This is a genomic window from Rhodococcus sp. NCIMB 12038 (assembly GCF_002165735.1).
GTDB lineage: Bacteria > Actinomycetota > Actinomycetes > Mycobacteriales > Mycobacteriaceae > Rhodococcus_F.
The window spans coordinates 134997-154069 of the sequence record NZ_NHML01000014.1 but is presented as its reverse complement, the minus strand read 5'-3'; the positions used below and the strand labels follow the sequence as shown (position 1 = coordinate 154069).

The window sequence follows — 19073 nt, the reverse complement described above, 5'->3', positions numbered from 1 at the left end:
CGGGGTGTCGGAACGAAACGAACCGAGTCGTGTAGACCGTTCGCTCAGCTAGCGAACTGGGCTACGGGTACATCCTACTGGGTCGGTTATTCGGACTCTTAATCGCGGCAAATCGGACTAAAGGGGCGTGCTGTGTTATGGGCGCGTGGTTATGGGTGCGTGCCCGACTGATCTATCTTGGGTCGGTGCCCGCCGAGATCCGAACCGCCGCGCTCGCCCACATCCGTGATCGCAAACTCCTCCAGACCCGTTCGGTGGGGAAGACCGCTTTCTACATGGCCGGCGGCAAGATCGACCCGGGGGAGAACGCCGAACAGGCTCTGCACCGAGAGATCCGGGAAGAACTCGACGCCGGAATCGTCGACGGGACACTCGCACGCCTGGGGGTTTTCGAGGCTCCCGCATACGGACATCCCGAGGGCACGGACCTGCACATGACCTGCTTTCTCGCCGAACTGAGCTCCGAGCCGCGGCCGACGAGCGAGATCGCCGAACTGCGGTACTTCACCGTCGACGAATACGCGGCGATGCCGGACGTCGCGCCCGGCTCGATGCTCGTGTTCCGCCGGCTGCAGTCGCTGGGCCTCCTCGATTAGGTGAGTGGCGCGGTGCCCTCCGGTGCACTGTGGCGCTCACGGAGCGAGTAGACGCAGAACGCGACGACGAGCAGCATCGCGACACCGGCGAGATGGTCGGACGCGGCGGTCGAGGCCGGCGAAGACGGCAGATGGTGCTCGCTGGGCGCACCCGAATAGACCACCCGGCTGCGGGGGACCGTGGTCGCCGCGACGAACACCAGCGACGCGAACGGCAGCGCCAGACCGAGCACCGCGACGGGCGCAGAACCCGGCAGCGCGGAGGCGAGCGCGAAACCCGTCCCTCCGCCCAGGACCGCCAGCCGGAGCAGGAGCGCGACGCCGTCGTTGCCGAAGTCGGGGGAGATGGTGGCGACCAGCGGAACGACGGCGGCGTGACACAGACCCCACCCGGGCCGTCGCCACTTCGGCGGAACCCTGACCGCCACCGCCATTCCCGCGGCGAGGGTGACGACGCCGACCGCCAGCAACGCCGGCGCGGGCGTCGTCACCCGGGGGGTCCGGAGATCGTCGAGGACGAGCACGGCCGCGGCGGTGACCCCGGTCGCCGCGAGGAGGAAATGTCCGTCGATCCCCGGGAGCCGTCGCCCGATCAGCACGGTGACCGTCAGGATCACGGCGATCGAGAACGCGACGATCAGCCAGACCGTCAGGGGTTCGCCGAATTCCTGATCGTCGATCCACGCCCCGAGCAGCCGGTTGAGCAGCGCGAGTCCGAGGGCCCCGACCAGCGCGGTCAGCAGGGTCTTCCGTTCGAGGCGTTGTACCCGGAACTGCGACCGCGCCAGCACCGCCGACGCGAGCGCGAGCACGAGAACTCCGATCAGCAGCCCCTGCGGAGGTTCGCCGATCGCCGAGGTGCTCATGCTCGCGGGTTCGACATACGCGGTGTCGCCGCGCGGCAGTTTCTGCACACTTGCGAGGAGGAACGCGCCCGCGACCCCGAGAGTCAGCGCCAGCTGCGAAGCCCAGCGACCCCACACCGCGGCGACCGCCGCGCCCAACAGGAACCCGGCAGTCGCCGTCTTGGCGAAGTGCAGCGCGATCAACGTGTCGACGCTGCCGGCACCCGGCACCGCCCAGCGCGCGCCCATCAGGATGACCGCGCACGCCGCGGCCAGGAGCCACGACACCCGGCGGGAGCCCGACCGTTGCAGACCGCCCACCGCGATGACGGCGAGAACCAGGGCCACCACCACACCGGTCGGCTGACTGCTGATCCACCGGTCGATCTCGCGATCGGAGGCGTTGATCGTCCACGCCCGGTTGCGAGGATTGGTGAGGACGAACCCGGCAAGTGCGCCGGACGCGAGAGCAGCCGCGGCCGACAGGGGTTCCCGGAAGTCCATCTGCTCACGGTACTCGAGCGGGTAGGAATGGAAATGGCGAACCCGGTGTTGGCACCGAAGGCGTGCCCGAGAACGACTCCGATCGAATACCCCGAGGCGAGGAGCCCCCTATGACGTCGATCAACGAGAAGGCCACCACACTGCTGGAGCTGCACCGGCCCGGCAACCCCGTCATCCTGCCCACCGTGTGGGATGCGTGGTCCGCGAATCTGGCTGTGTCCTCCGGGTTTCAGGCGCTGACGGTCGGAAGCCATCCGGTGTCCGACTCGATCGGCAAGCCCGACAACGAGGGAATCACGTTCGACGAGCTGCTGCACCGCATCTCGCAGATCACCGCCGCGGTGGAGCTGCCGCTGTCGGTCGACATCGAATCCGGATACGGGCTCGAGCCGGCCCGCCTCATCGAGGGTCTGATCGGTGCGGGAGCGGTGGGTCTGAACATCGAGGACACGGTCCACAGCGAGGGCGGACGGCTCCGCGAGCCGCAGGAGCATGCCGACTTCGTCGGAGGGTTACGGCAGGCCGCCGACGCCGCCGGGGTCCACGTGGTCGTGAACGCGCGGACCGACCTGTTCGTGAAGCAGGTGGGCGACGAGTCCGACCGTGTCGACCGCGCGATCGCGCGACTCAAGCTCGCCGCCGAGGCCGGAGCCGACGTGCTCTACCCCGTCGGCCGTCACGACGACGCCACCCAGAAGCGGCTCACGTCGGAGCTTCCGCGGCCCGTCAACGCGATCGGGCTGCCCGATCAGGACGATCCGGCGAGCTTCGGCCCGCTCGGCGTCGCGCGGGTGAGTTTCGGCCCGTTCTTCCAGGCCGCCCTCGCCGCACACGCGGCCACTCTGCTCGGCCGCTGGTCCTGACCCGTGAGTACTTGTTAACCGCCGGCGGTTAACAAGTACTCACGGGCGCGACAGCGCATAGGCCTTCAGGTGCGCCACTTGCTCGGGATCGAGTGAGGGGCGCACCTTTTCGCGTGCCTCGGCCACGTCGGCCGCGGTGACGTCGGCGGCGTCGATGTTCCGGCGCATCGCGGCCAGCGCGGCTTCCCGCAGCAGCGCCGAGCAGTCGGCGGCCGAGTAGCCGTCGAGATCGTCCGCGAGGGCGTCGAGATCGACATCGTCGGCGAGGGGGACCGCCTTCCCGGACGTCCGGAGGATCGCGCGGCGGGCGTCGCCGTCCGGCGGCGGCACGAACACCAGCCGCTCGAGGCGGCCGGGGCGCAGCAGGGCCGGGTCGATGAGGTCGGGCCGGTTGGTGGCACCGACGACCACCACGTCGCGCAGCGGTTCGACGCCGTCGAGTTCGGTGAGCAGCGCGGCGACCACCCGGTCGGCCACACCGGAATCGGAACTCTGGCCGCGGCGCGGCGCGAGAGCGTCCACTTCATCGAGGAAGATCAGCGACGGCGCCGAATCCCGTGCCCGCTGGAACAGTTCGCGGACCGCCTTCTCGGACGCGCCCACCCACTTGTCCATCAGCTCGGCGCCCTTGACGGCGTGCACACTCAGATGTCCCGAACTGGCCAGTGCCCGAACGAGATACGTTTTTCCGCAGCCGGGCGGACCGTAGAGCAGCACGCCGCGCGGGGGATCGACACCCAGCCGGGCGAACGAATCCGGGTGCTGCAACGGCCACAGCACCGCTTCCGTCAGCGCCTGCTTGGTCTCCACCATGTCCCCGACGTCGTCGAGGGTGACGCTGCCGATCGCGAGTTCCTCGCTGCCCGACCGCGACAGCGGGCGGATGACGTCGAGTGCGCCGAGGAGGTCGTCCTGCGTGAGGGCCGGCTCGACGGGTTTCCTGGCCGCGCGGGACGCGGCGCGCAGGGCGGCTTCCCGGCACAGCGCGGCGAGGTCGGCGACGACGAACCCCGGTGTGCGGGCCGCGATCGCGTCGAGGGCGATGCCGTCGCTGGGCACCTTCCGCAGGAGCAGTTCCAGCAGGGCCCGGCGGGTGGAGCCGTCGGGCAGGGTGAGGGCGAGTTCGCGGTCGCACAGGTCCTGCCCCCGCAACCGGGTGTCGACCGACTCCGGGTGCGCCGACGTCGCGACGAACGCGACCCCGACGGTCTCGACCGCGCGGCGGAGTTGCTCGACGATCAGCGCCGACACCGGTTCCGGGGTGGACGGCAGCAGGGCGTCGATGTCGGTGATCAACAGGACCCCGCCGCTGCGGACCGCCTCGACCGCTGCGGTGACCCGCTGCAACCGGGAGCCCGCCTCGAGCGCGCCGGCACTCGGCCCGTCGAGTTCGACCACCCGCCGGGACGCGAGAACCGAACGGGCGAGCGTCGCCTTCCCGACACCGGCGGGCCCGGTCACCAGGACGCCCAGATGGGGTGAGGCCCCGAGGGTGCGGAGCAGTTCGGGTTCGTCGAGGGCCAACCCGAGCCACTCGGTGAGTTTGGCCGCCTGGGTGCGGGCGCCGACGAGGTCCTCGACCGGGACCGGGGGCACGTCCTCGGCGGTCCGGACCGGCGGCGCGGGCAGCCGCGACGGCGACGCGGTCACCGTCGCGCGCACACCCTCACCCCACCCGACCGCGGTGTTGGGCTGCACGCTCACCGCACCACCGGCCGGGTCGACCCCGGTCACGGTGAGCAGTTCTGACGTCCAGGCGACACCGAACGTCCGGGACAGGGCCTGGGTCGCGGGGGCGGTGCTGGTTCCGGGGCCCAGATCGCGGGGGAGCAGCGACACCGTGTCGCCGACGGTGAGGACCTTGCCGAGCAGGGCGTGACGCAGGGTGACGTCGGAGACGGAGTTGACGGCCAGATTGGAGCCGCTGACGGTCACCGCCTTCCCGCCGTACACCGTCACCGGTGTCACGACGACGGTGCTGTTCTCGGACAGCCCGGCATTGGACAGAGTCACGTCGTCGAGGAGCGCGGTCCCGGTGGGGGTTCCGGCCGGCGCGCGACCGGCAACGGCGGCAGTGCGGCGCGCACCGATCAGGGCGATCGCGTCCCACTCGCGGAGTCCCAGCGCGGCCAAGGCTTCCGGATGCAGCCGGACCACGCCGCGCCGGGTGTCGACGGCCGAGGTGTTCAGTCGGACTGTGAGCGCGAGTTCCGGTGAGGTCACGCCGTCGAGCCTACGTGCGGGAGCGACCTACCGGGCCCGGGGACGGCGCAGTCCGAGCCGTGCCGCGGACCGCCTGCCGCGGGCGTCGGGCTGACGCCGGATGGCTCGCCGCTCGGACGGCTTGATGTCCCACGTCTCGGGTCGCGCGGCCACCCACCGCTTCGAGTGGACGGCGAACGGAATGTGCCCGAGGTACACCGCGACGAGGACGATCAGCAGGATGTACGGGTAGGTGACCAGGGCCGCCGCCGCGAGCGCCACGAGGACGAGCAGACCGGCCGCCATGTGCGGGGGCACGGACACCGTCTTCAGTGCAAGCGTGGGGATCCGGCTGACGATCAGCGCCGCGGAGAGCACGGTCCATGCCACGACGACGGGATACGACGACCACCAACCGTCGCCCCACTGCGCGGCGGCGGCCAGCGGGGCCAGCGCGACCAGCGCACCCGCCGGCGCCGGGACACCCGTGAAGTACTCGTTGGCGTACCCCGGCATGTCGTCCTCGTCGAGGAGCGTGTTGAACCGGGCCAGCCGCAGCACGATGCTCACCGCGTAGATCAGGGCGATGATCCAGCCGAAACTCTGCCCGTCCAGCAGCGTGACGTAGAGGACGAGAGCCGGGGCGACGCCGAACGAGATGGAATCGGCGAGCGAATCCAGTTCGGCGCCCATCTTGCTGGTGGCGTCGAGCAGTCGCGCGATCCGCCCGTCGAGCGAGTCGAGGACCGCGGCGGCGCCGATCATGGCCAGCGCCGTTCCCAGATCGTCGTCCAGCGCGAACTTGACGGCGGACAGTCCCGCGCACAGCGCGAGGATCGTGACAACGCTCGGCAGGAGCCGCACCGCCTGCTGGGGTCGTCCCCTCCGCTGTTTCTTCGCGTTGGCGATCACGGCAGTTGAGCGATGACGGTCTCGGCGCCGATCGTCCGCTGTCCCCGCTCGGCGAGCAGCGTGGTGCCCGCCGGGAAGTACGTGTCGACGCGGGAGCCGAACCGGATCAGGCCGTACGTGTCACCGATCGGGAGGGTGTCGCCGACCTTGGCGTCGCAGACGATCCGGCGGGCGAGCAGACCGGCGATCTGGACGACGGCGACGTCGTGGCCCTCCGATGTGTGCAGCAGCATGCTGTTGCGTTCGTTGACCTCGCTGGCGTCGGAAAGGTCGGCGGAGAGGAACTTGCCCGGCCGGTGGACGACCTTCGTCACCTCACCGCCGACGGGGCTGCGCTGGACGTGCACGTCGAGCACGGACAGGAAGATGCTGACCCGGGGGAGCGGCTCGGTTCCCATGTCGAGTTCGGACGGCGGGACCGCGGAGTCGACGAGTGCGACCTCACCGTCGGCGGGTGCGACTGCGACGCCGACTCGGTTCGGCGGAACGCGGTGCGGATGCCGGAAGAATGCGGCGCAGGCAGCGGCGGAGGTCAGTGCTCCGCGACGAACCCACTTGCGGTTGCGGCCGAGGACGGCCACGCCGAGTGGTGCGAGGACGAAGGGCAGCCCGGCCGGATGCAGGGGCGGAACTGCTCCGCGGACGAGGTCGACGATGTGCCCGACGCTCGTGGCTTGCGGGGTTCCGGGGGGTGTGGGCTTGCGTGCCACGGGCTCCTCTAACTGTGTTCGGACGGACGTGCTGCCTGCGCGCCATCGCGCCGCACCCACAGATTACGTGAGCGCTTCCGGCTGCAACGGCATCAGGAGAGAGTACGCACTCGCGGAGTCCGATGTGTGAACGAATCGTGGCCGGATGGCGAGGGGCGTGATGGGTCCACCGACTCGGAACGTCAACTGCTCGCCCGGCAGCGCATCGACGGCTTCGAGGAGAAAACCGGCGTTCACCTGCACGTGGAAGCGGACGGGCTGCTCGGTGCCCAAGTGGCCGACGACGATCTCACCCGACTCGAGAACCCCCAGATCCACCCGGTCGCCCCCGTCGGCCAGGAGTGCGCGCAGGGTCACCGAGGAGAAGGTGTGTTCGATTCCCGGGTCGCTGGGCGACAGGCTGCGATGGTCGGGGAAGGCGCCGTCGACGAGGCCGGTGGTGAGCTGCTCGCGGCCGCAGCGGAGGGTGATGGAGTCGCCGCCCACGACGACGGTCACCGTGCGGTGGCGCCGCAGCAAGCCGGCAGCGTCGTCCAGGAACGTGCACGGGACGACCACGGAGATCGGGTCAACCGGCGGTTCGAGCACGGCCGCGGCGGCGACCGCCAGCCGGTAGCGGTCGGTGGTGACGAGCCGCAGCACGCCCTGGTCCGTCTCGAAGAGGCAGCCGCGAAGCACCGGGAACTCCGAGTCGGCGTCGGCGGCGAACCGCACCGCACCGACCGCGGCGAGAAGGTCGGCGGTGCGGAGGACGACCGTCCGCGTCCGGTCCGCTCGGGCGTCGAGCAGGCGGTGGATCCGCGTCAGTTCGCGGCGGGCGTCGTCAAGGCCCTGCTCCAGCCGGCCGAGATGCCGGTCCAGAAGTCCGTGCGCGTCGGTGCCGCTCAGCACGGACGCCATTTCCTTCACCGGCATCCCCACCCGGCGCATCGCGGCGACGAGGACGGCGGCATCCACCTGCCGGTCCGTGTACCAGCGGTACCCCGTGCGCGGGTCGACCGCGTGCGGGGTGAGCACCCCGGCCTTGTCGTAGAACCGCAGCGAGCTGACCGACAGACCGGACGCGCGGGCGAGTTCACCGATGCTGAGCACGGCGCCCACTCTGCCCCGGCGGTCCGACAGTCGCGTTCAGTTCGGCGCGGAGTCGGGCGATGCCCCCGCGGATCATCCGCCCGTAGCCGTCGTCCGCGAGGTGTTCGCAGCACTGCGCTGCCCGATCGAGATGGTGGCGTGCCTCGATCGACTGGCCGAGGGCGTGACGAGCGGCCGCCACGTTGAGGTGCAGCGATGGGTAGAAGCCCGCGACCGACAGTGACGAGTGATGCTCCTTCGCGCGGTCGTCAGTCAGCGAGTCGGCGGCATCCAGGGCTCGCAGGTCCCAGCGCAGTTCCTCGGCGGGGTCGGTCTGGACGTCCGCCATGTAGTGGGCCAGCGTGACGACGTGCAGCGGGTCCGGCGCGGTGTCGCCGGAGCCCTGGAGGGCGTCCCACACCTCCTCGAAGATGCGGCGGGCGCCCTCCCGATCACCCCCTACCGCCCGTTCCTGCCCCTGCGCGATCCTCGCCATGACGGCGTCCGGTGTGTCCATGCGGACAACGCTGAGGCCTCGACCAGGTCGAGGGTCAACCCGGCTACTTGCCCTCGGCGGCGGACTTGATCCGGGCGAGGGTGGTGTTCATGCCGTTCACGAGGTCGACCTCGAAGTCGTCGTTGCCGCCGAGGACGGTCTTGACGAGGAACTGCGACACCTTGGACGTTCCGGTCGGGGCTTCGCGGCGCTCGATGACCTTGGTTCCGTTTGCGGTCGGCTCGAGTTCGTACGACCAAATGGTGCGGTTCTCGAGGATCCGGAAGGCGATGGCCTTGTTGGGCTGGAACGTCACGACCTTCGACGTGGTCGGCCACACGAGGAGACCCTTGCGGTTGATGTTGACGGTTTTCGTGCCCTCTTCGACGACGCCGCCGAGGACGCGCATCTTTCGGCACTGGGGGCTCCATTCGCCCATCCGCTTCAGGTCCGAGACGACGGCCCACACGTCTTGCGGGGTCGCGTCGATGTCGATGCTTGCTTCGAGGGTGGTTGCCATCGGCTGTCTCCAGTCAGGGAAGGTGGTACGTAAGGTAACAATTACTTTTGCGTCATGGTAGGCCTTGTGGCCAAAGGGCTGTGCGGTAGGTCACTGAAACCGTGCCCGGACCGCAGTTTTCCAGTACTTCCGCGCGCCTCATCGAAACCGTGTAACCAAAGGGGCACGATTGGCGATGAGTCAATAGTGCGACGAACTGTCGCCGATGCAATGGCGCAAATTGGAAAGTTGTCGAGTCGGTGTTCGGAAGTGATCGGTAGTGAATGTCCATTCGATCCTGCGGTGGGACCGCAGCCCTCTCCCTCTACTCGAATCAGCCCGATTGCAAGGACGTCCGTCCTCGTGGCCGAGTGAAAAACTCGAACGTTTGATGACGCCACGCGAAATCGAGGAAGCTCTCCGCGGCCGGTTGTAGACGCCGTCGTGGCTCCCGCAATCCCGTCACTCTCCGCCCGGACCCGGGGGAGACTGGGGTTGTGGGAGCCGAAGAGTGTGTCGTGGTCGGAACCGGTGCGGTCTCCGCCGAAGAAGTGATCCGGGTGGCGCGCCACGACGCGCCGGTGCGGATCTCGCGCGACGCGATGTCGGCGATGGCGGAAACCCGCAAGCGCATCGAGGCGCTGGCCGAGGACCCGAAGCCCGTCTACGGCATCTCGACGGGGTTCGGGGCCCTCGCCACCCGGCACATTCCCTCCGCCCTGCGCACGCAACTGCAGCGCAGCCTCGTCCGCTCGCACGCCGCCGGAAACGGGCCCGAGGTGGAACGCGAGGTGGTACGCGCTCTGATGCTGCTGCGGCTGTCGACCCTCGCCACCGGCAGGACCGGCGCCCGGCCGGAAGTCGCGCAGGTCTACGCCTCGCTGCTGTCGGCGGGGATCACTCCCGTGGTGCACGAGTACGGCAGCCTCGGGTGCTCCGGCGATCTGGCGCCGTTGGCCCACGTCGCGCTCGCGGTGATCGGCGAGGGCACCGTGCGGGACGCGGACGGCGGACTCGTGCCGGCCGCGAGAGCGCTGTCCGCTGCGGGGATCGCGCCGGTGGTCCTCGAGGAGAAGGAGGGGCTCGCCCTCATCAACGGCACCGACGGCATGCTCGGCATGCTGCTGCTGGCGTGCGAGGACCTTCGCGCCCTGCTGCGGTTGGCCGACGTCACGGCGGCGATGAGCGTGGAGGGACTGCTCGGCACCGACAAGGTGTTCGCCCCCGACCTGCAGGCGCTGCGGCCCCACCCCGGCCAGGCGCGGGCCGCCGCGAACATGGTCCGGTTGCTCGCCGGCTCCGAGATCGTGCAGAGTCACGCCAACCCGAGTTGCACCGTGGTGCAGGACGCCTACTCGTTGCGATGCGCGCCGCAGGTCGCGGGCGCCGCGCGGGACACCCTCGCGCACGCCGAGCAGGTGGCGTCGTGGGAACTGGCGAGCGCCGTCGACAACCCGGTCGTGACCCTCGACGGCCGGGTGGAGTCGAACGGCAATTTCCACGGGGCGCCGGTCGGGTACGTGCTGGACTTCCTGGCCATCGTCGTCGCAGACGTCGCGAGCATGAGCGAGCGCCGCACCGACCGATTCCTCGACGTCGCCCGCAACCACGGGCTGCCGCCGTTCCTGGCGGACGATCCCGGTGTCGACAGCGGCCACATGATCGCGCAGTACACCCAGGCGGCGATCGTGTCGGAACTGAAGCGGCTCGCGGCGCCGGCGAGTGTCGACTCGATTCCGTCGTCGGCGATGCAGGAGGACCATGTGTCGATGGGGTGGTCCGCTGCCCGGAAGTTGCGCCGGGCGGTCGACGGGCTCACCCGGGTTCTCGCCGTCGAGGCGTTGACGGCCGCTCGGGCGCTCGACCTGCGGGCCCCTCTCGCCCCGTCGCCGGCGACGGGGGCGGTGCGGGAGACGATCCGTGAGCACGTCGCCGGGCCGGGAACCGACCGTCACCTCGCGCCGGAGATCGAGGCCGCGGTCGCGCTCGCCGCCTCCGGTGCGCTGGTCAGGAGTGCGGAGGCCGTGGTGGGGCGGCTGGACTGACGCCGTTGATCCGTGAGTCTTTCGGCGCAAACCCGGTCCTTCGGGTCCGGGGTAGCCGATCTGGATTTGTCGGACCGTATGGCTAGTGTCTGGGTCATGGTGGGGAGGATGGTGAAGCGGGCGTTCAAGTACCGTTTCTACCCGACTGCGGTACAGGCGGAACAGCTCGCGCGGACGTTCGGGTGCACCCGGTATGTCTACAACCGGGCGTTGGCCGAGCGCTCGCGTGCCTGGTCGCAGGAGCAGCGCCGGGTCACCTATGCGGACACCTCGACGATGCTCACCGGATGGAAGCGCGATGCCGAGACGGAGTGGTTGGCGGAGCCGTCGAAGGGGCCGTTGCAGGAGTCGCTGCGGCAGTTGCAGGGTGCGTTCGAGACGTTCTGGCGCGGGCAGACCTGCTACCCGCAGTTCAAGAAGAAGGGCCAATCGAAGGATTCGGCGACGTACTACTCGAACTGCTTCACCTACCGCGGCGGGCAGCTCCGGTTGGCCAAGCAGTCCGAACCCCTGGATATCCGGTGGTCGAGGCCGCTNCCGGAGGGGGCNGTGCCGTCGCAGGTGACGGTNTCGCGNAATGCTCGCGGTCAGTACCATGTTTCGATCCTCGTCGAAGACGTGATTCCCGAACTTGAGCCGTCCGATCAAGTGGTGGGGCTCGACGCCGGGATCACCAGCCTGTACACGCTCTCGACGGGGGAGAAGATCACCAACCCGCGACANGAGCGCANGGACCGTGNNCGGNTGGCGAAGGCGCANCGGGCACTGGCCAAGAAGCAGAAAGGATCNNGTAACCGGGCCAAGGCCCGACTGAAGGTCGCGAAGATTCATGGCCGGATCGCCGATCGGCGGCGCGATTATCTGCACAAACTCTCCACTCGACTGGTGCGCGAAAACCAAGTGATCGCCATCGAGGATCTGAGTGTGCGGAACATGGTGAAGAATCGGTCGTTGTCGCGGGCGATCTCGGATGCGGGGTGGTCGGAGTTCCGGTCGATGCTCGAGTACAAGGCCGACTGGTACGGGCGGCGGGTGGTGGCGATCGACCGGTTCTGTCCGTCGTCGAAGACCTGCTCGGTGTGCGGGAAGATCGCCTCGACGATGCCGCTGAACGTACGGGAATGGACATGCCCATGTGGCGCCGTCCACGACCGGGATGTGAATGCGGCAAGGAATATTTTGGCCGTCGGACTGACGGCGACAGCCTGCGGAGACGGTGTGAGACCACCCCGCACATAACGTGCGGGGAGGCGACTGTCGGTGAAACAGGAACCTCGGGACGTGAGTCTCGCGGGGAATCTCGGTCGTTCACGGCCGAGAGGAAGTCAAGATGCAGTTCGCCACGTACGTACTACGACGCGGACGGCGGGCCGCTCGGGGACGGCGGCTTGTCCGCGCGCGGCGCCGCGATGGCGCACCTCGCCACCGGCCGCCCGGTGTATGCGCGGCTGGACCGGGCCCGGCCGGACATCCGCGCGGCCATGCGCACGTCGCAACCGAATTACTTTCTGCCGCTGGACAAGGCGGGCATCGACCCGTTCACGCAGAAGTATCCCGTGCGGGCGGTGCTGGAGGGAACGGTGCGCGGAACCGGAGGCATCCGGATCACCGGCACCGACTGCGCCGGTGACGTTCCCGGCCTGTTCGCGGCCGGTGACGCCGCCACCCGCGAGTTGATCACCGGCGGCCGCAGCGGCGGCGGCAGCCACAACGGGGCCTGGGCGATCTCCTCGGGAACGTGGGCGGGCGCGGGTGCCGCCCGGTTCGCGCGGGGGCGTCCGGTCCCCGACGGAGTGCGCGGCGCGGGAGCGGCCGGGCTGCGCGGCCCGTCCGCCCGGAGGCAGGCGTCGCGCGCCATCGTCGGACTGGTCCAGGAGCACACCCTGCCGCTGCGGCGCAGTTACCGGCGCAGCGCGGCGAGCCTGCAGGACAGCGTGACCGCCCTCGACGAAGCCTGGTCGGGTGCGGCCGATCTGCTCGGCGGGAGCGAACGGGAACTGCTGCAGGCCCGTTCGGCCGCCGCGATGCTCGCCGCGGCCCGGTGGGCGACCCACTCCGCGCTGGCGCGGACCGAGACCCGCGGCATGCACGTGCGCACCGACCTGCCCGACACCGATCCGGCGCAGACCCGTCGCCTGCTGTCGGGCGGACTGGGCGAAGTGTGGGTGCGGCCGGAACACGGCGCCGCCGAGACCAGGACGGTGGCGTCGTGATCGAGGTCGTTCTCGCCGACCGGTGCGTGCAGTGCGACATCTGCATCAAGGTCTGCCCGACGGATGTGTTCGCACCTGTGAGTACTTCCTAACCGCCGGCGGTTAACAAGTACTCACGGGGGTGGCCCTGCGGATGAACCGGCCGATCTCGCGGATGGCGCGGGTGCCCTCGGGGAGCAGGCCGGCTGCGGCCTGGAAGACGTGCACCTGCCGCTCCCACACCTGCAGTTCGCACGGCACACCTGCCTGGGACAGCCGCTCGGACATCAGTTCCGCGTCGACGTACACCATTTCCTGCGACCCGGTCTGGATCAGGGCCGGCGGCATGGAGGCGAGGGAGCCGTCCACGGGTGACGTGGACGGCTCGTGCCCGCCCCGGGTGTCCAGGCGTTCGATCAGCCTGGACAGGGCACCGACCGCGCGTTTGGGGAAGACGGCGCAGAGGTCGGCGTTGGGATGGGCCAGCTTGTTCACCGGGTCGAGGTCGGTGAGGGGCGACAGGGCGACGTCCGCGGCGGGCCGCGGCAGCCCCTGGCGGAGAGCTTCGAGCGTCACCATGAATGTCAGGAATCCGCCCGCCGAGTCGCCGGCGACGACGATGCGGTCTGCGGTGTACCCGTGCGCGAGCAGCCACCGGTACCCGTCGACGCCGTCCTCGACGGCCGCGCGGATGGGGTTCCGCGGGATCATCCGGTACTCGACATTCAGCGTCGACGCCTGGGACTCCGCCGAGATCCGGGACACCATCTGGCGGTGCGAGTTGATCCCGCAGCACAGGAACGCCCCGCCGTGGAGGTAGAGGATCGCCCGGTCGCCGAGCTCACCGGGAGGCCGGATCCACTCGGCGCGGCAGTGCGGCAGCCGGACGGGCCTGCGCTGGGTTCCGCGGATGGGGCCGAGCGAGTACCCGAACAGGTCGACGACTCCGGTGGGCCACGGCAGTTCGGGGTAGCGTGCCCACCCGTCGAGGAACGGCCGGACCGTGCGGCGGAGAGTGTGTGCGAGGGCCGCCGACTGCAGGCTGGTCCCGGCGAACTCCCGCCGCGTCACCGGGAGCGGTGACGGGCAGAATTCGTAAGTCGCAGTGCTCATTGTCTGCCTCCGTCCCGGCCTCGGTGCCCTTCGACGTGCTGCCTTCAGGTTTGCCACCTCGTTGCGCCGTACGGTCTACATCGAAGTAGGTCGCACGGACGCTACGCCCGACGTAGCATCCAGGCGGAAGTCGTAATGGGATAGTGACCGAGCGGGGGTGAACGTCCAGGTGGGGATCATGCCGGTTACCGATTCGATATTCCTTCTCGGCGAATCGCGAGAGCATCCGATGCATGTCGGGTCGCTCGAATTGTTCACACCGCCGGAGGATGCCGGGCCGGACTACGTGAAGTCGATGCACGACACACTGCTGAAGCACACGGACGTCGACCCCACGTTCCGGAAGAAGCCGGCGGGCCCCGTCGGCAGTCTCGGGAACCTGTGGTGGGCCGACGAGGCGGATGTGGATCTCGAATACCACGTGCGTCATTCGGCCCTGCCCGCGCCGTACCGGGTCCGGGAATTACTGACGCTGACGTCCCGGTTGCACGGCACGCTCCTGGACCGTCATCGCCCGCTGTGGGAGATGTATCTGATCGAGGGACTCTCCGACGGCCGGTTCGCGATCTACACCAAACTCCACCACTCGCTGATGGACGGGGTTTCCGGGCTGCGACTGCTGATGCGGACGTTGTCGACCGACCCGGACGTACGCGACGCCCCGCCGCCGTGGAACCTGCCGCGCTCGGCGTCGGCGAACGGAGCCGCCGCCCCCGACCTCTGGTCGGTGGTGAACGGGGTCCGCCGCACGGTCGGCGACGTGGCCGGTCTCGCGCCGGCGTCGCTGCGCATCGCACGCACCGCGATGGGTCAGCACGACATGAGGTTTCCGTACGAGGCGCCTCGCACGATGCTCAACGTCCCGATCGGTGGCGCGCGCCGGTTCGCCGCGCAGTCGTGGCCGCTCGACCGGATCCATGCCGTGCGGAAGGCTGCCGGCGTCAGTGTCAACGACGTCGTGATGGCCATGTGCGCCGGGGGGCTGCGCGGTTACCTCGCGGAACAGAACGCGCTGCCGGACGAACCGCTGATCGCGATGGTTCCGGTGTCGCTGCGCGACGAGCAGAAGGCCGACGCCGGCGGCAACGCGGTAGGGGTGACGCTGTGCAACCTGGCGACGGACGTCGATGACCCGGCGGAGCGTCTGACGGCGATCTCCGCGTCCATGTCGCAGGGGAAGGAACTGTTCGGCAGCCTCACCTCGTTGCAGGCGCTGGCGTGGTCCGCGGTCAACATGTCGCCGATCGCCCTGACCCCGGTGCCGGGCTTCGTCCGCTTCACGCCGCCGCCGTTCAACGTGATCATCTCCAACGTCCCCGGACCGCGGAAGATCATGTACTGGAACGGTTCCCGGCTGGACGGCATCTACCCGACGTCGGTGGTGCTGGACGGGCAGGCGCTGAACATCACGCTCACCACCAACGGCGGCAACCTCGATTTCGGTGTCATCGGGTGCCGCCGCTCGGTGCCGAGCCTGCAACGCATCCTCCACTACCTGGAGACTGCCCTCGGCGAACTGGAAACCGCACTGCTGTGAGGCAGCGCGGGTTTCAGCGTCGGCCCGACTCCTGCTCGACGAGGGCCCGCCGCGATTCCTCGTGCAGCACGCCGAGCAGTTCGTGTTCGACGTCCGCGAATTCGGGTGACGTCATCATCGACAGTTCGCGGGGGCGGGGCAGGCCCACCGTCACCTCGCGGCGCACGGTGGCGGGCCGGGCGGACAGCACGACCACCCGGTCCGACAGGTACACGGCCTCCCGGATGTCGTGGGTGATCATCAGCACGGTCCACCGGTAGCGCTGCCACACGTCCTGCAACCAGGTCTGCATCTCGGTGCGGGTCAACGAATCCAGGGCGCCGAACGGCTCGTCGAGCAGCAGCACCGGACGGTCCTGGACGACGGTCCGCAGCATCGCGGCGCGCTGCCGCATCCCGCCGGACAGCTGGCTGGGGCGGGCGTCCTCGAATCCGCCGAGACCGAAGACGGAGAACAGTTCCCGGGCCTTGTCCCGCGCCTGTTTCCGGGGCACGCCCTGCACCTCGAGTCCGAGGGTGGTGTTGTCGAGGACGCTGCGCCACGGGAACAGCAGATCCTTCTGCGGCATGTACGCGCATTTCGACGGGCCACTGCCCGCGGGACGCACGGGTTCGCCGCCGATCGTGACGGTGCCGGTGTCCGGTTGGTCGAGTCCGGCGAGCATGGCGAACGCGGTGCTCTTCCCGCATCCGCTGGGGCCGATCACCGACACGAACTCGCCCGGTTCGACGGTGAACGAGACGTTGTCGAGGACGGGACGGATGCCGCCGCGGACGGGGAATCCCTTGCTCAGTCCGGACAGTGCGACGCGCGCGGTCTCACTCATGCCGGGCCCTTTCGTTCTTGATCCAGGGGGCGACGACGCGTTCGACCGCGAACGTGAGCAGGTAGAGGCTGACGCTGATCACGGCGGTCACGAGCACCGCCGCCAGCACGAGGTCGGTGCGGAAGGAGTTCTTCTGCGTGGCCATGTAGATGCCGAGACCGGACGTGGCCCCGACGTATTCGGCGAATACGGCGCCCACCACGGCGTACGTGATGCCGATGCGCAGGGCGGTGAAGAACCGGGGGATTGCCGAGGGCAACCGGACGTAGCGGAATTCCTGCCACCGGGAGGCACCCATGCTGCGCAACAGCGCACCCGCCTCCCGGTCGGCGGCGGCGAAACCCTCGATCAGGCCGATCGTCATCGGGAAGAACGTGGCGAGGGCGATCACGAGGACTTTCGGCAGCAGACCGAATCCGAACCAGATGATCATCAGCGGCGCGATCGCGATGATCGGCAGAGTCTGCGACACGACGAACAGCGGAACGAACGCGCGTCGCAGCCACGGTGAGAAGTCCACGAGCACGGCGAGAGCCCACGCGAAGAGCAGCGAGACGGCGAACCCGATCAGCGTCACCTGCAGCGTGGCGGAGGCGTGACCGGAGATGGCGTCCCGCGCCTTCCAGCCCTGCTGGACGACCCGCAGCGGCGACGGCAGCACCTGCGGCCGGATACCGCTGACCGTCACGTACACCTGCCACGCGACCACCAGCAGTGCCACGACCACGACCGCGGGCAGCACCCGCCGCAGCAGCGGGGACGTGCCCGGGGCCGGGGTCCGGACGGTCGGGTCAGGGCTGAGCGAGGTACTCATTGGTGAAATAGGTCGACCAGTCGGGTTCCGTGGTCAGCGGTGCCCCGTCGGGGCCGGTGAGCAGGCCGTGCTGGAACAGGAAACCGGAGTATCCCGCCCACTGCTCGGCCGTCTGTGTCCCGACCTTTCCGGACGCGTCCTTCATGTACTGAGAGGACAGCATCTGCTGGCTCTCCCGCACGAGGGACTCGTCCGTGAAGGCGCCGGGATTGGCGTCGATCAACATCTGTGCGGCCTCGTCCGGCCGGTCGGCGGCGAACTGGTAGCCGCGCTGCAGGGCCTGGACGAACTTGCGGGCCTGCTCGGGGTGCTCGTCCATCCACTGCTCGTTGCCCTCGATGACGAGTGCGTACGCGTCCGGGAATCCGTAGTCGGTGTAGTGGAAGTAACGCATCGGGGTGCCCCGGTGCTCGGCCTCGATGCCCTCCCAGCCGAAGAACGACACGGTGAAATCGGCGGTGCCGGAGTACACGGCCTCGTACGCCGACGTGCCGAGCGTGACGGTGGTGAATTCGCCCTTGCCGCCGTCGTTCCGGATGATCTGCTTCAGCGTCTCCTCGCCGTCCGGGTCCGCGAAACCGGCGTAGATCTTGCCGTCGAGATCCCGGGGGCGGGTGATGTCGGGGCGATCCGCCTTCACCGCGATGCCCGTCGCCCAGTGCTGCAACGGGGCCATCACCGACGTGGTCTGGGCGCCCGCGGCCTTCGAGAACGTCGCGGAACTCTGGAAGCTCACGCCGAACTCGGCGTTACCGGCGTCGATGAGGGTGTCGGGCGAGGTGTCGTTGTACGGCAGAACCTGCACGTCGAGTCCGGCGTCGGCGAACCAACCCTCCTGCTGGGCGACGAACAGACCGGTGTGGTTGGTGTTCGGCGTCCAGTCGAGTGCGAACCGGATGGTGTCGTCGGACTGCGAGTCACCGGCGCAGCCGGTGAGCATCGACAGGGCCGAGACGAGGATGACGGCTGCGGTGGCAGCGCGCTTGGTGCGGGAGAAACGCTTGGTGCGGGAGAAAAGTGTCACGACGCCGGCCATTCCTGCTTGTTGAGTGCGGTGTCCCAGAACATGAGTTCGTAGCGGCTGGCGATCGTGAACGCCTCCACCATCGCCTCGCGCTGGGTGTCGGTCGCGGCCTCCGCGGCGGCGTCCACGAGTTCGCGGGCCTTCGCGACGGCGGCGTGGAACTCCTCCGCGTCGTACGTGGTCACCCACTGTGCGTACGGGTGCGACGGGTCGGCGGACAGCACCTCGCGGGCGCTCGCCGCCAGCCGGCGTCCCACGTCCGCGTAGATCCAGAAGCACGGCAGCACCGCGGCGGCGGACACCGCGTACGGCTCGGTGGCGGCGACGGCCGTCAGGTAGGAGATGTACCCGAGGCAGGCCTGCGAATGCTGCGGTTCGACGTCCGACGCGGGGAGTCGCCCGCTGGTCAGGAGGTTCTGGTGCAACGTCGCCTCGACCGTCGCGGCCTCGGCCGCCGAGCCGGCCCAGAAGCCGGCCTCGACGGGACCCGGCGCATGCGCGGCGACCAGGGACAGGGCCTTCGCGTACCCGGTCAGGTACAGGAAATCCTGCTCGATGTACGTGCGGAACACGTCCAGCGGCAGCGTTCCGTCGCCGAGGCGGCGCAGGAACTCGAGTTCGTCGATCGCCTCGCGCAGCACCTTGGTCCGGTCCCACAAGTGGTCCGTGAATCGGGCGTGCTGGCCTGCGCCCGCAGCACCTTGGACAGAGCTATTCACAACGTTGACATCCCTTCGTCAGCATTACCTGAGCAGGTTCCCGGGTGTGTTCTCAGCCCCGCCCGTGCGGAGCACCCCGTGTCAGAACAAGCCGACCCTAGCACC

The 19073-nt window shown here is 69.3% G+C and carries 19 protein-coding genes and 1 riboswitch; of the genes, 7 read left to right on the top strand and 12 right to left on the bottom strand.

Features of this window, described 5'->3' with window-relative positions; genetic code table 11:
- Window positions 1-137: 137 nt before the first annotated feature.
- Entirely contained in the window at window positions 138-596 is a 459-nt protein-coding gene (locus CA951_RS22350) for an NUDIX domain-containing protein (protein ID WP_087558892.1), read from the top strand.
- Here CA951_RS22350 and CA951_RS22345 read toward each other — a convergent pair.
- On the bottom strand, window positions 593-1945 hold the full coding sequence (locus CA951_RS22345) for a hypothetical protein (protein ID WP_087558891.1): 1353 nt from the start codon (window positions 1943-1945) through the stop codon (window positions 593-595). The two genes, CA951_RS22350 and CA951_RS22345, sit on opposite strands and share 4 nt — an antisense overlap.
- A gap of 110 nt (window positions 1946-2055) precedes the next feature.
- Here CA951_RS22345 and CA951_RS22340 point away from each other — a divergent pair, with 110 nt between their 5' ends.
- Window positions 2056-2808: an isocitrate lyase/phosphoenolpyruvate mutase family protein gene (locus CA951_RS22340; RefSeq protein WP_087558890.1), complete on the top strand. Its 753-nt coding sequence runs from the start codon at window positions 2056-2058 to the stop codon at window positions 2806-2808.
- Window positions 2809-2847: 39 nt separating this feature from the next.
- On the opposite strand, the gene CA951_RS22335 is transcribed toward CA951_RS22340, so the two are convergent.
- From CA951_RS22335 to CA951_RS22310, 6 genes are all read right to left on the bottom strand, one after another.
- Window positions 2848-5031, bottom strand: coding sequence for an AAA family ATPase (locus tag CA951_RS22335; RefSeq protein ID WP_087558889.1), 2184 nt, complete (start codon window positions 5029-5031; stop codon window positions 2848-2850).
- A gap of 27 nt (window positions 5032-5058) precedes the next feature.
- Entirely contained in the window at window positions 5059-5922 is an 864-nt protein-coding gene (gene pssA / locus CA951_RS22330) for a CDP-diacylglycerol--serine O-phosphatidyltransferase (protein WP_087558888.1), read from the bottom strand.
- Window positions 5919-6632, bottom strand: coding sequence for a phosphatidylserine decarboxylase (locus CA951_RS22325; RefSeq protein ID WP_087558887.1), 714 nt, complete (start codon window positions 6630-6632; stop codon window positions 5919-5921). The genes pssA and CA951_RS22325 overlap by 4 nt, the downstream gene beginning before the upstream one ends.
- A gap of 63 nt (window positions 6633-6695) precedes the next feature.
- Window positions 6696-7733 (bottom strand): MerR family transcriptional regulator, encoded by a 1038-nt coding sequence (locus CA951_RS22320; RefSeq protein WP_087558886.1) that lies wholly within the window; start codon window positions 7731-7733, stop codon window positions 6696-6698.
- A complete protein-coding gene (locus CA951_RS22315) occupies window positions 7708-8220 on the bottom strand; it encodes a hypothetical protein (RefSeq protein ID WP_087558885.1) in 513 nt (170 codons plus the stop codon). The genes CA951_RS22320 and CA951_RS22315 overlap by 26 nt, the downstream gene beginning before the upstream one ends.
- Window positions 8221-8263: 43 nt before the next feature.
- Window positions 8264-8719 (bottom strand): SRPBCC family protein, encoded by a 456-nt coding sequence (locus CA951_RS22310; protein ID WP_087558884.1) that lies wholly within the window; start codon window positions 8717-8719, stop codon window positions 8264-8266.
- Window positions 8720-9195: 476 nt separating this feature from the next.
- On the opposite strand from CA951_RS22310, the gene hutH reads away from it, so the two are divergent.
- From hutH to CA951_RS44935, 4 genes are all read left to right on the top strand, one after another.
- Window positions 9196-10743, top strand: coding sequence for a histidine ammonia-lyase (gene hutH, locus CA951_RS22305; RefSeq protein WP_087558883.1), 1548 nt, complete (start codon window positions 9196-9198; stop codon window positions 10741-10743).
- A gap of 96 nt (window positions 10744-10839) precedes the next feature.
- The gene (locus tag CA951_RS22300) at window positions 10840-11982 is read left to right on the top strand and encodes an RNA-guided endonuclease TnpB family protein (RefSeq protein WP_179220277.1); all 1143 of its coding nucleotides are present in this window, start codon (window positions 10840-10842) and stop codon (window positions 11980-11982) included.
- A gap of 149 nt (window positions 11983-12131) precedes the next feature.
- Window positions 12132-12956 carry an FAD-binding protein gene (locus tag CA951_RS22295; protein WP_256974035.1) on the top strand — a complete coding sequence of 275 codons (825 nt, stop codon included), beginning with the start codon at window positions 12132-12134 and terminating at the stop codon, window positions 12954-12956.
- Window positions 12905-13048: a 4Fe-4S binding protein gene (locus CA951_RS44935; RefSeq protein ID WP_373414146.1), complete on the top strand. Its 144-nt coding sequence runs from the start codon at window positions 12905-12907 to the stop codon at window positions 13046-13048. Before CA951_RS22295 ends, CA951_RS44935 begins: the two co-directional genes overlap by 52 nt.
- A 10-nt stretch (window positions 13049-13058) precedes the next feature.
- On the opposite strand, the gene CA951_RS22285 is transcribed toward CA951_RS44935, so the two are convergent.
- Window positions 13059-14048, bottom strand: a complete 990-nt coding sequence (locus tag CA951_RS22285; RefSeq protein ID WP_087558881.1) for an alpha/beta hydrolase — start codon at window positions 14046-14048, stop codon at window positions 13059-13061.
- A 178-nt stretch (window positions 14049-14226) separates the two neighbouring features.
- Between CA951_RS22285 and CA951_RS22280 the strand changes: the two genes are divergently transcribed.
- Entirely contained in the window at window positions 14227-15585 is a 1359-nt protein-coding gene (locus CA951_RS22280) for a wax ester/triacylglycerol synthase family O-acyltransferase (protein ID WP_087558996.1), read from the top strand.
- 13 nt (window positions 15586-15598) lie between these two features.
- Here CA951_RS22280 and CA951_RS22275 read toward each other — a convergent pair whose 3' ends face one another.
- The 4 genes from CA951_RS22275 to CA951_RS22260 form a co-directional block, all read right to left on the bottom strand.
- Window positions 15599-16411, bottom strand: a complete 813-nt coding sequence (locus tag CA951_RS22275; protein WP_087558880.1) for an ABC transporter ATP-binding protein — start codon at window positions 16409-16411, stop codon at window positions 15599-15601.
- Window positions 16404-17225: an ABC transporter permease gene (locus CA951_RS22270; RefSeq protein WP_087558879.1), complete on the bottom strand. Its 822-nt coding sequence runs from the start codon at window positions 17223-17225 to the stop codon at window positions 16404-16406. Before CA951_RS22270 ends, CA951_RS22275 begins: the two co-directional genes overlap by 8 nt.
- Window positions 17203-18261 carry an ABC transporter substrate-binding protein gene (locus tag CA951_RS22265; RefSeq protein WP_087558878.1) on the bottom strand — a complete coding sequence of 353 codons (1059 nt, stop codon included), beginning with the start codon at window positions 18259-18261 and terminating at the stop codon, window positions 17203-17205. The genes CA951_RS22270 and CA951_RS22265 overlap by 23 nt, the downstream gene beginning before the upstream one ends.
- Window positions 18246-18968 (bottom strand): TenA family protein, encoded by a 723-nt coding sequence (locus CA951_RS22260; RefSeq protein ID WP_087558995.1) that lies wholly within the window; start codon window positions 18966-18968, stop codon window positions 18246-18248. The genes CA951_RS22265 and CA951_RS22260 overlap by 16 nt, the downstream gene beginning before the upstream one ends.
- Window positions 18962-19057, bottom strand: a riboswitch (TPP riboswitch). It overlaps the preceding gene by 7 nt.
- Between the last annotated feature and the right edge of the window lie 16 nt (window positions 19058-19073).

Coding starts and splice junctions, on each gene's coding strand:
- CA951_RS22350 (WP_087558892.1), top strand. CDS start 138: ATGGGCGCGTGGTTATGGGTGCGTGCCCGACTGATCTATCTTGGGTCG.
- CA951_RS22345 (WP_087558891.1), bottom strand. CDS start 1,945: ATGGACTTCCGGGAACCCCTGTCGGCCGCGGCTGCTCTCGCGTCCGGC.
- CA951_RS22340 (WP_087558890.1), top strand. CDS start 2,056: ATGACGTCGATCAACGAGAAGGCCACCACACTGCTGGAGCTGCACCGG.
- CA951_RS22315 (WP_087558885.1), bottom strand. CDS start 8,220: ATGGACACACCGGACGCCGTCATGGCGAGGATCGCGCAGGGGCAGGAA.
- CA951_RS22310 (WP_087558884.1), bottom strand. CDS start 8,719: ATGGCAACCACCCTCGAAGCAAGCATCGACATCGACGCGACCCCGCAA.
- CA951_RS22285 (WP_087558881.1), bottom strand. CDS start 14,048: ATGAGCACTGCGACTTACGAATTCTGCCCGTCACCGCTCCCGGTGACG.
- CA951_RS22280 (WP_087558996.1), top strand. CDS start 14,227: ATGCCGGTTACCGATTCGATATTCCTTCTCGGCGAATCGCGAGAGCAT.
- CA951_RS22275 (WP_087558880.1), bottom strand. CDS start 16,411: ATGAGTGAGACCGCGCGCGTCGCACTGTCCGGACTGAGCAAGGGATTC.
- CA951_RS22270 (WP_087558879.1), bottom strand. CDS start 17,225: ATGAGTACCTCGCTCAGCCCTGACCCGACCGTCCGGACCCCGGCCCCG.
- CA951_RS22265 (WP_087558878.1), bottom strand. CDS start 18,261: ATGGCCGGCGTCGTGACACTTTTCTCCCGCACCAAGCGTTTCTCCCGC.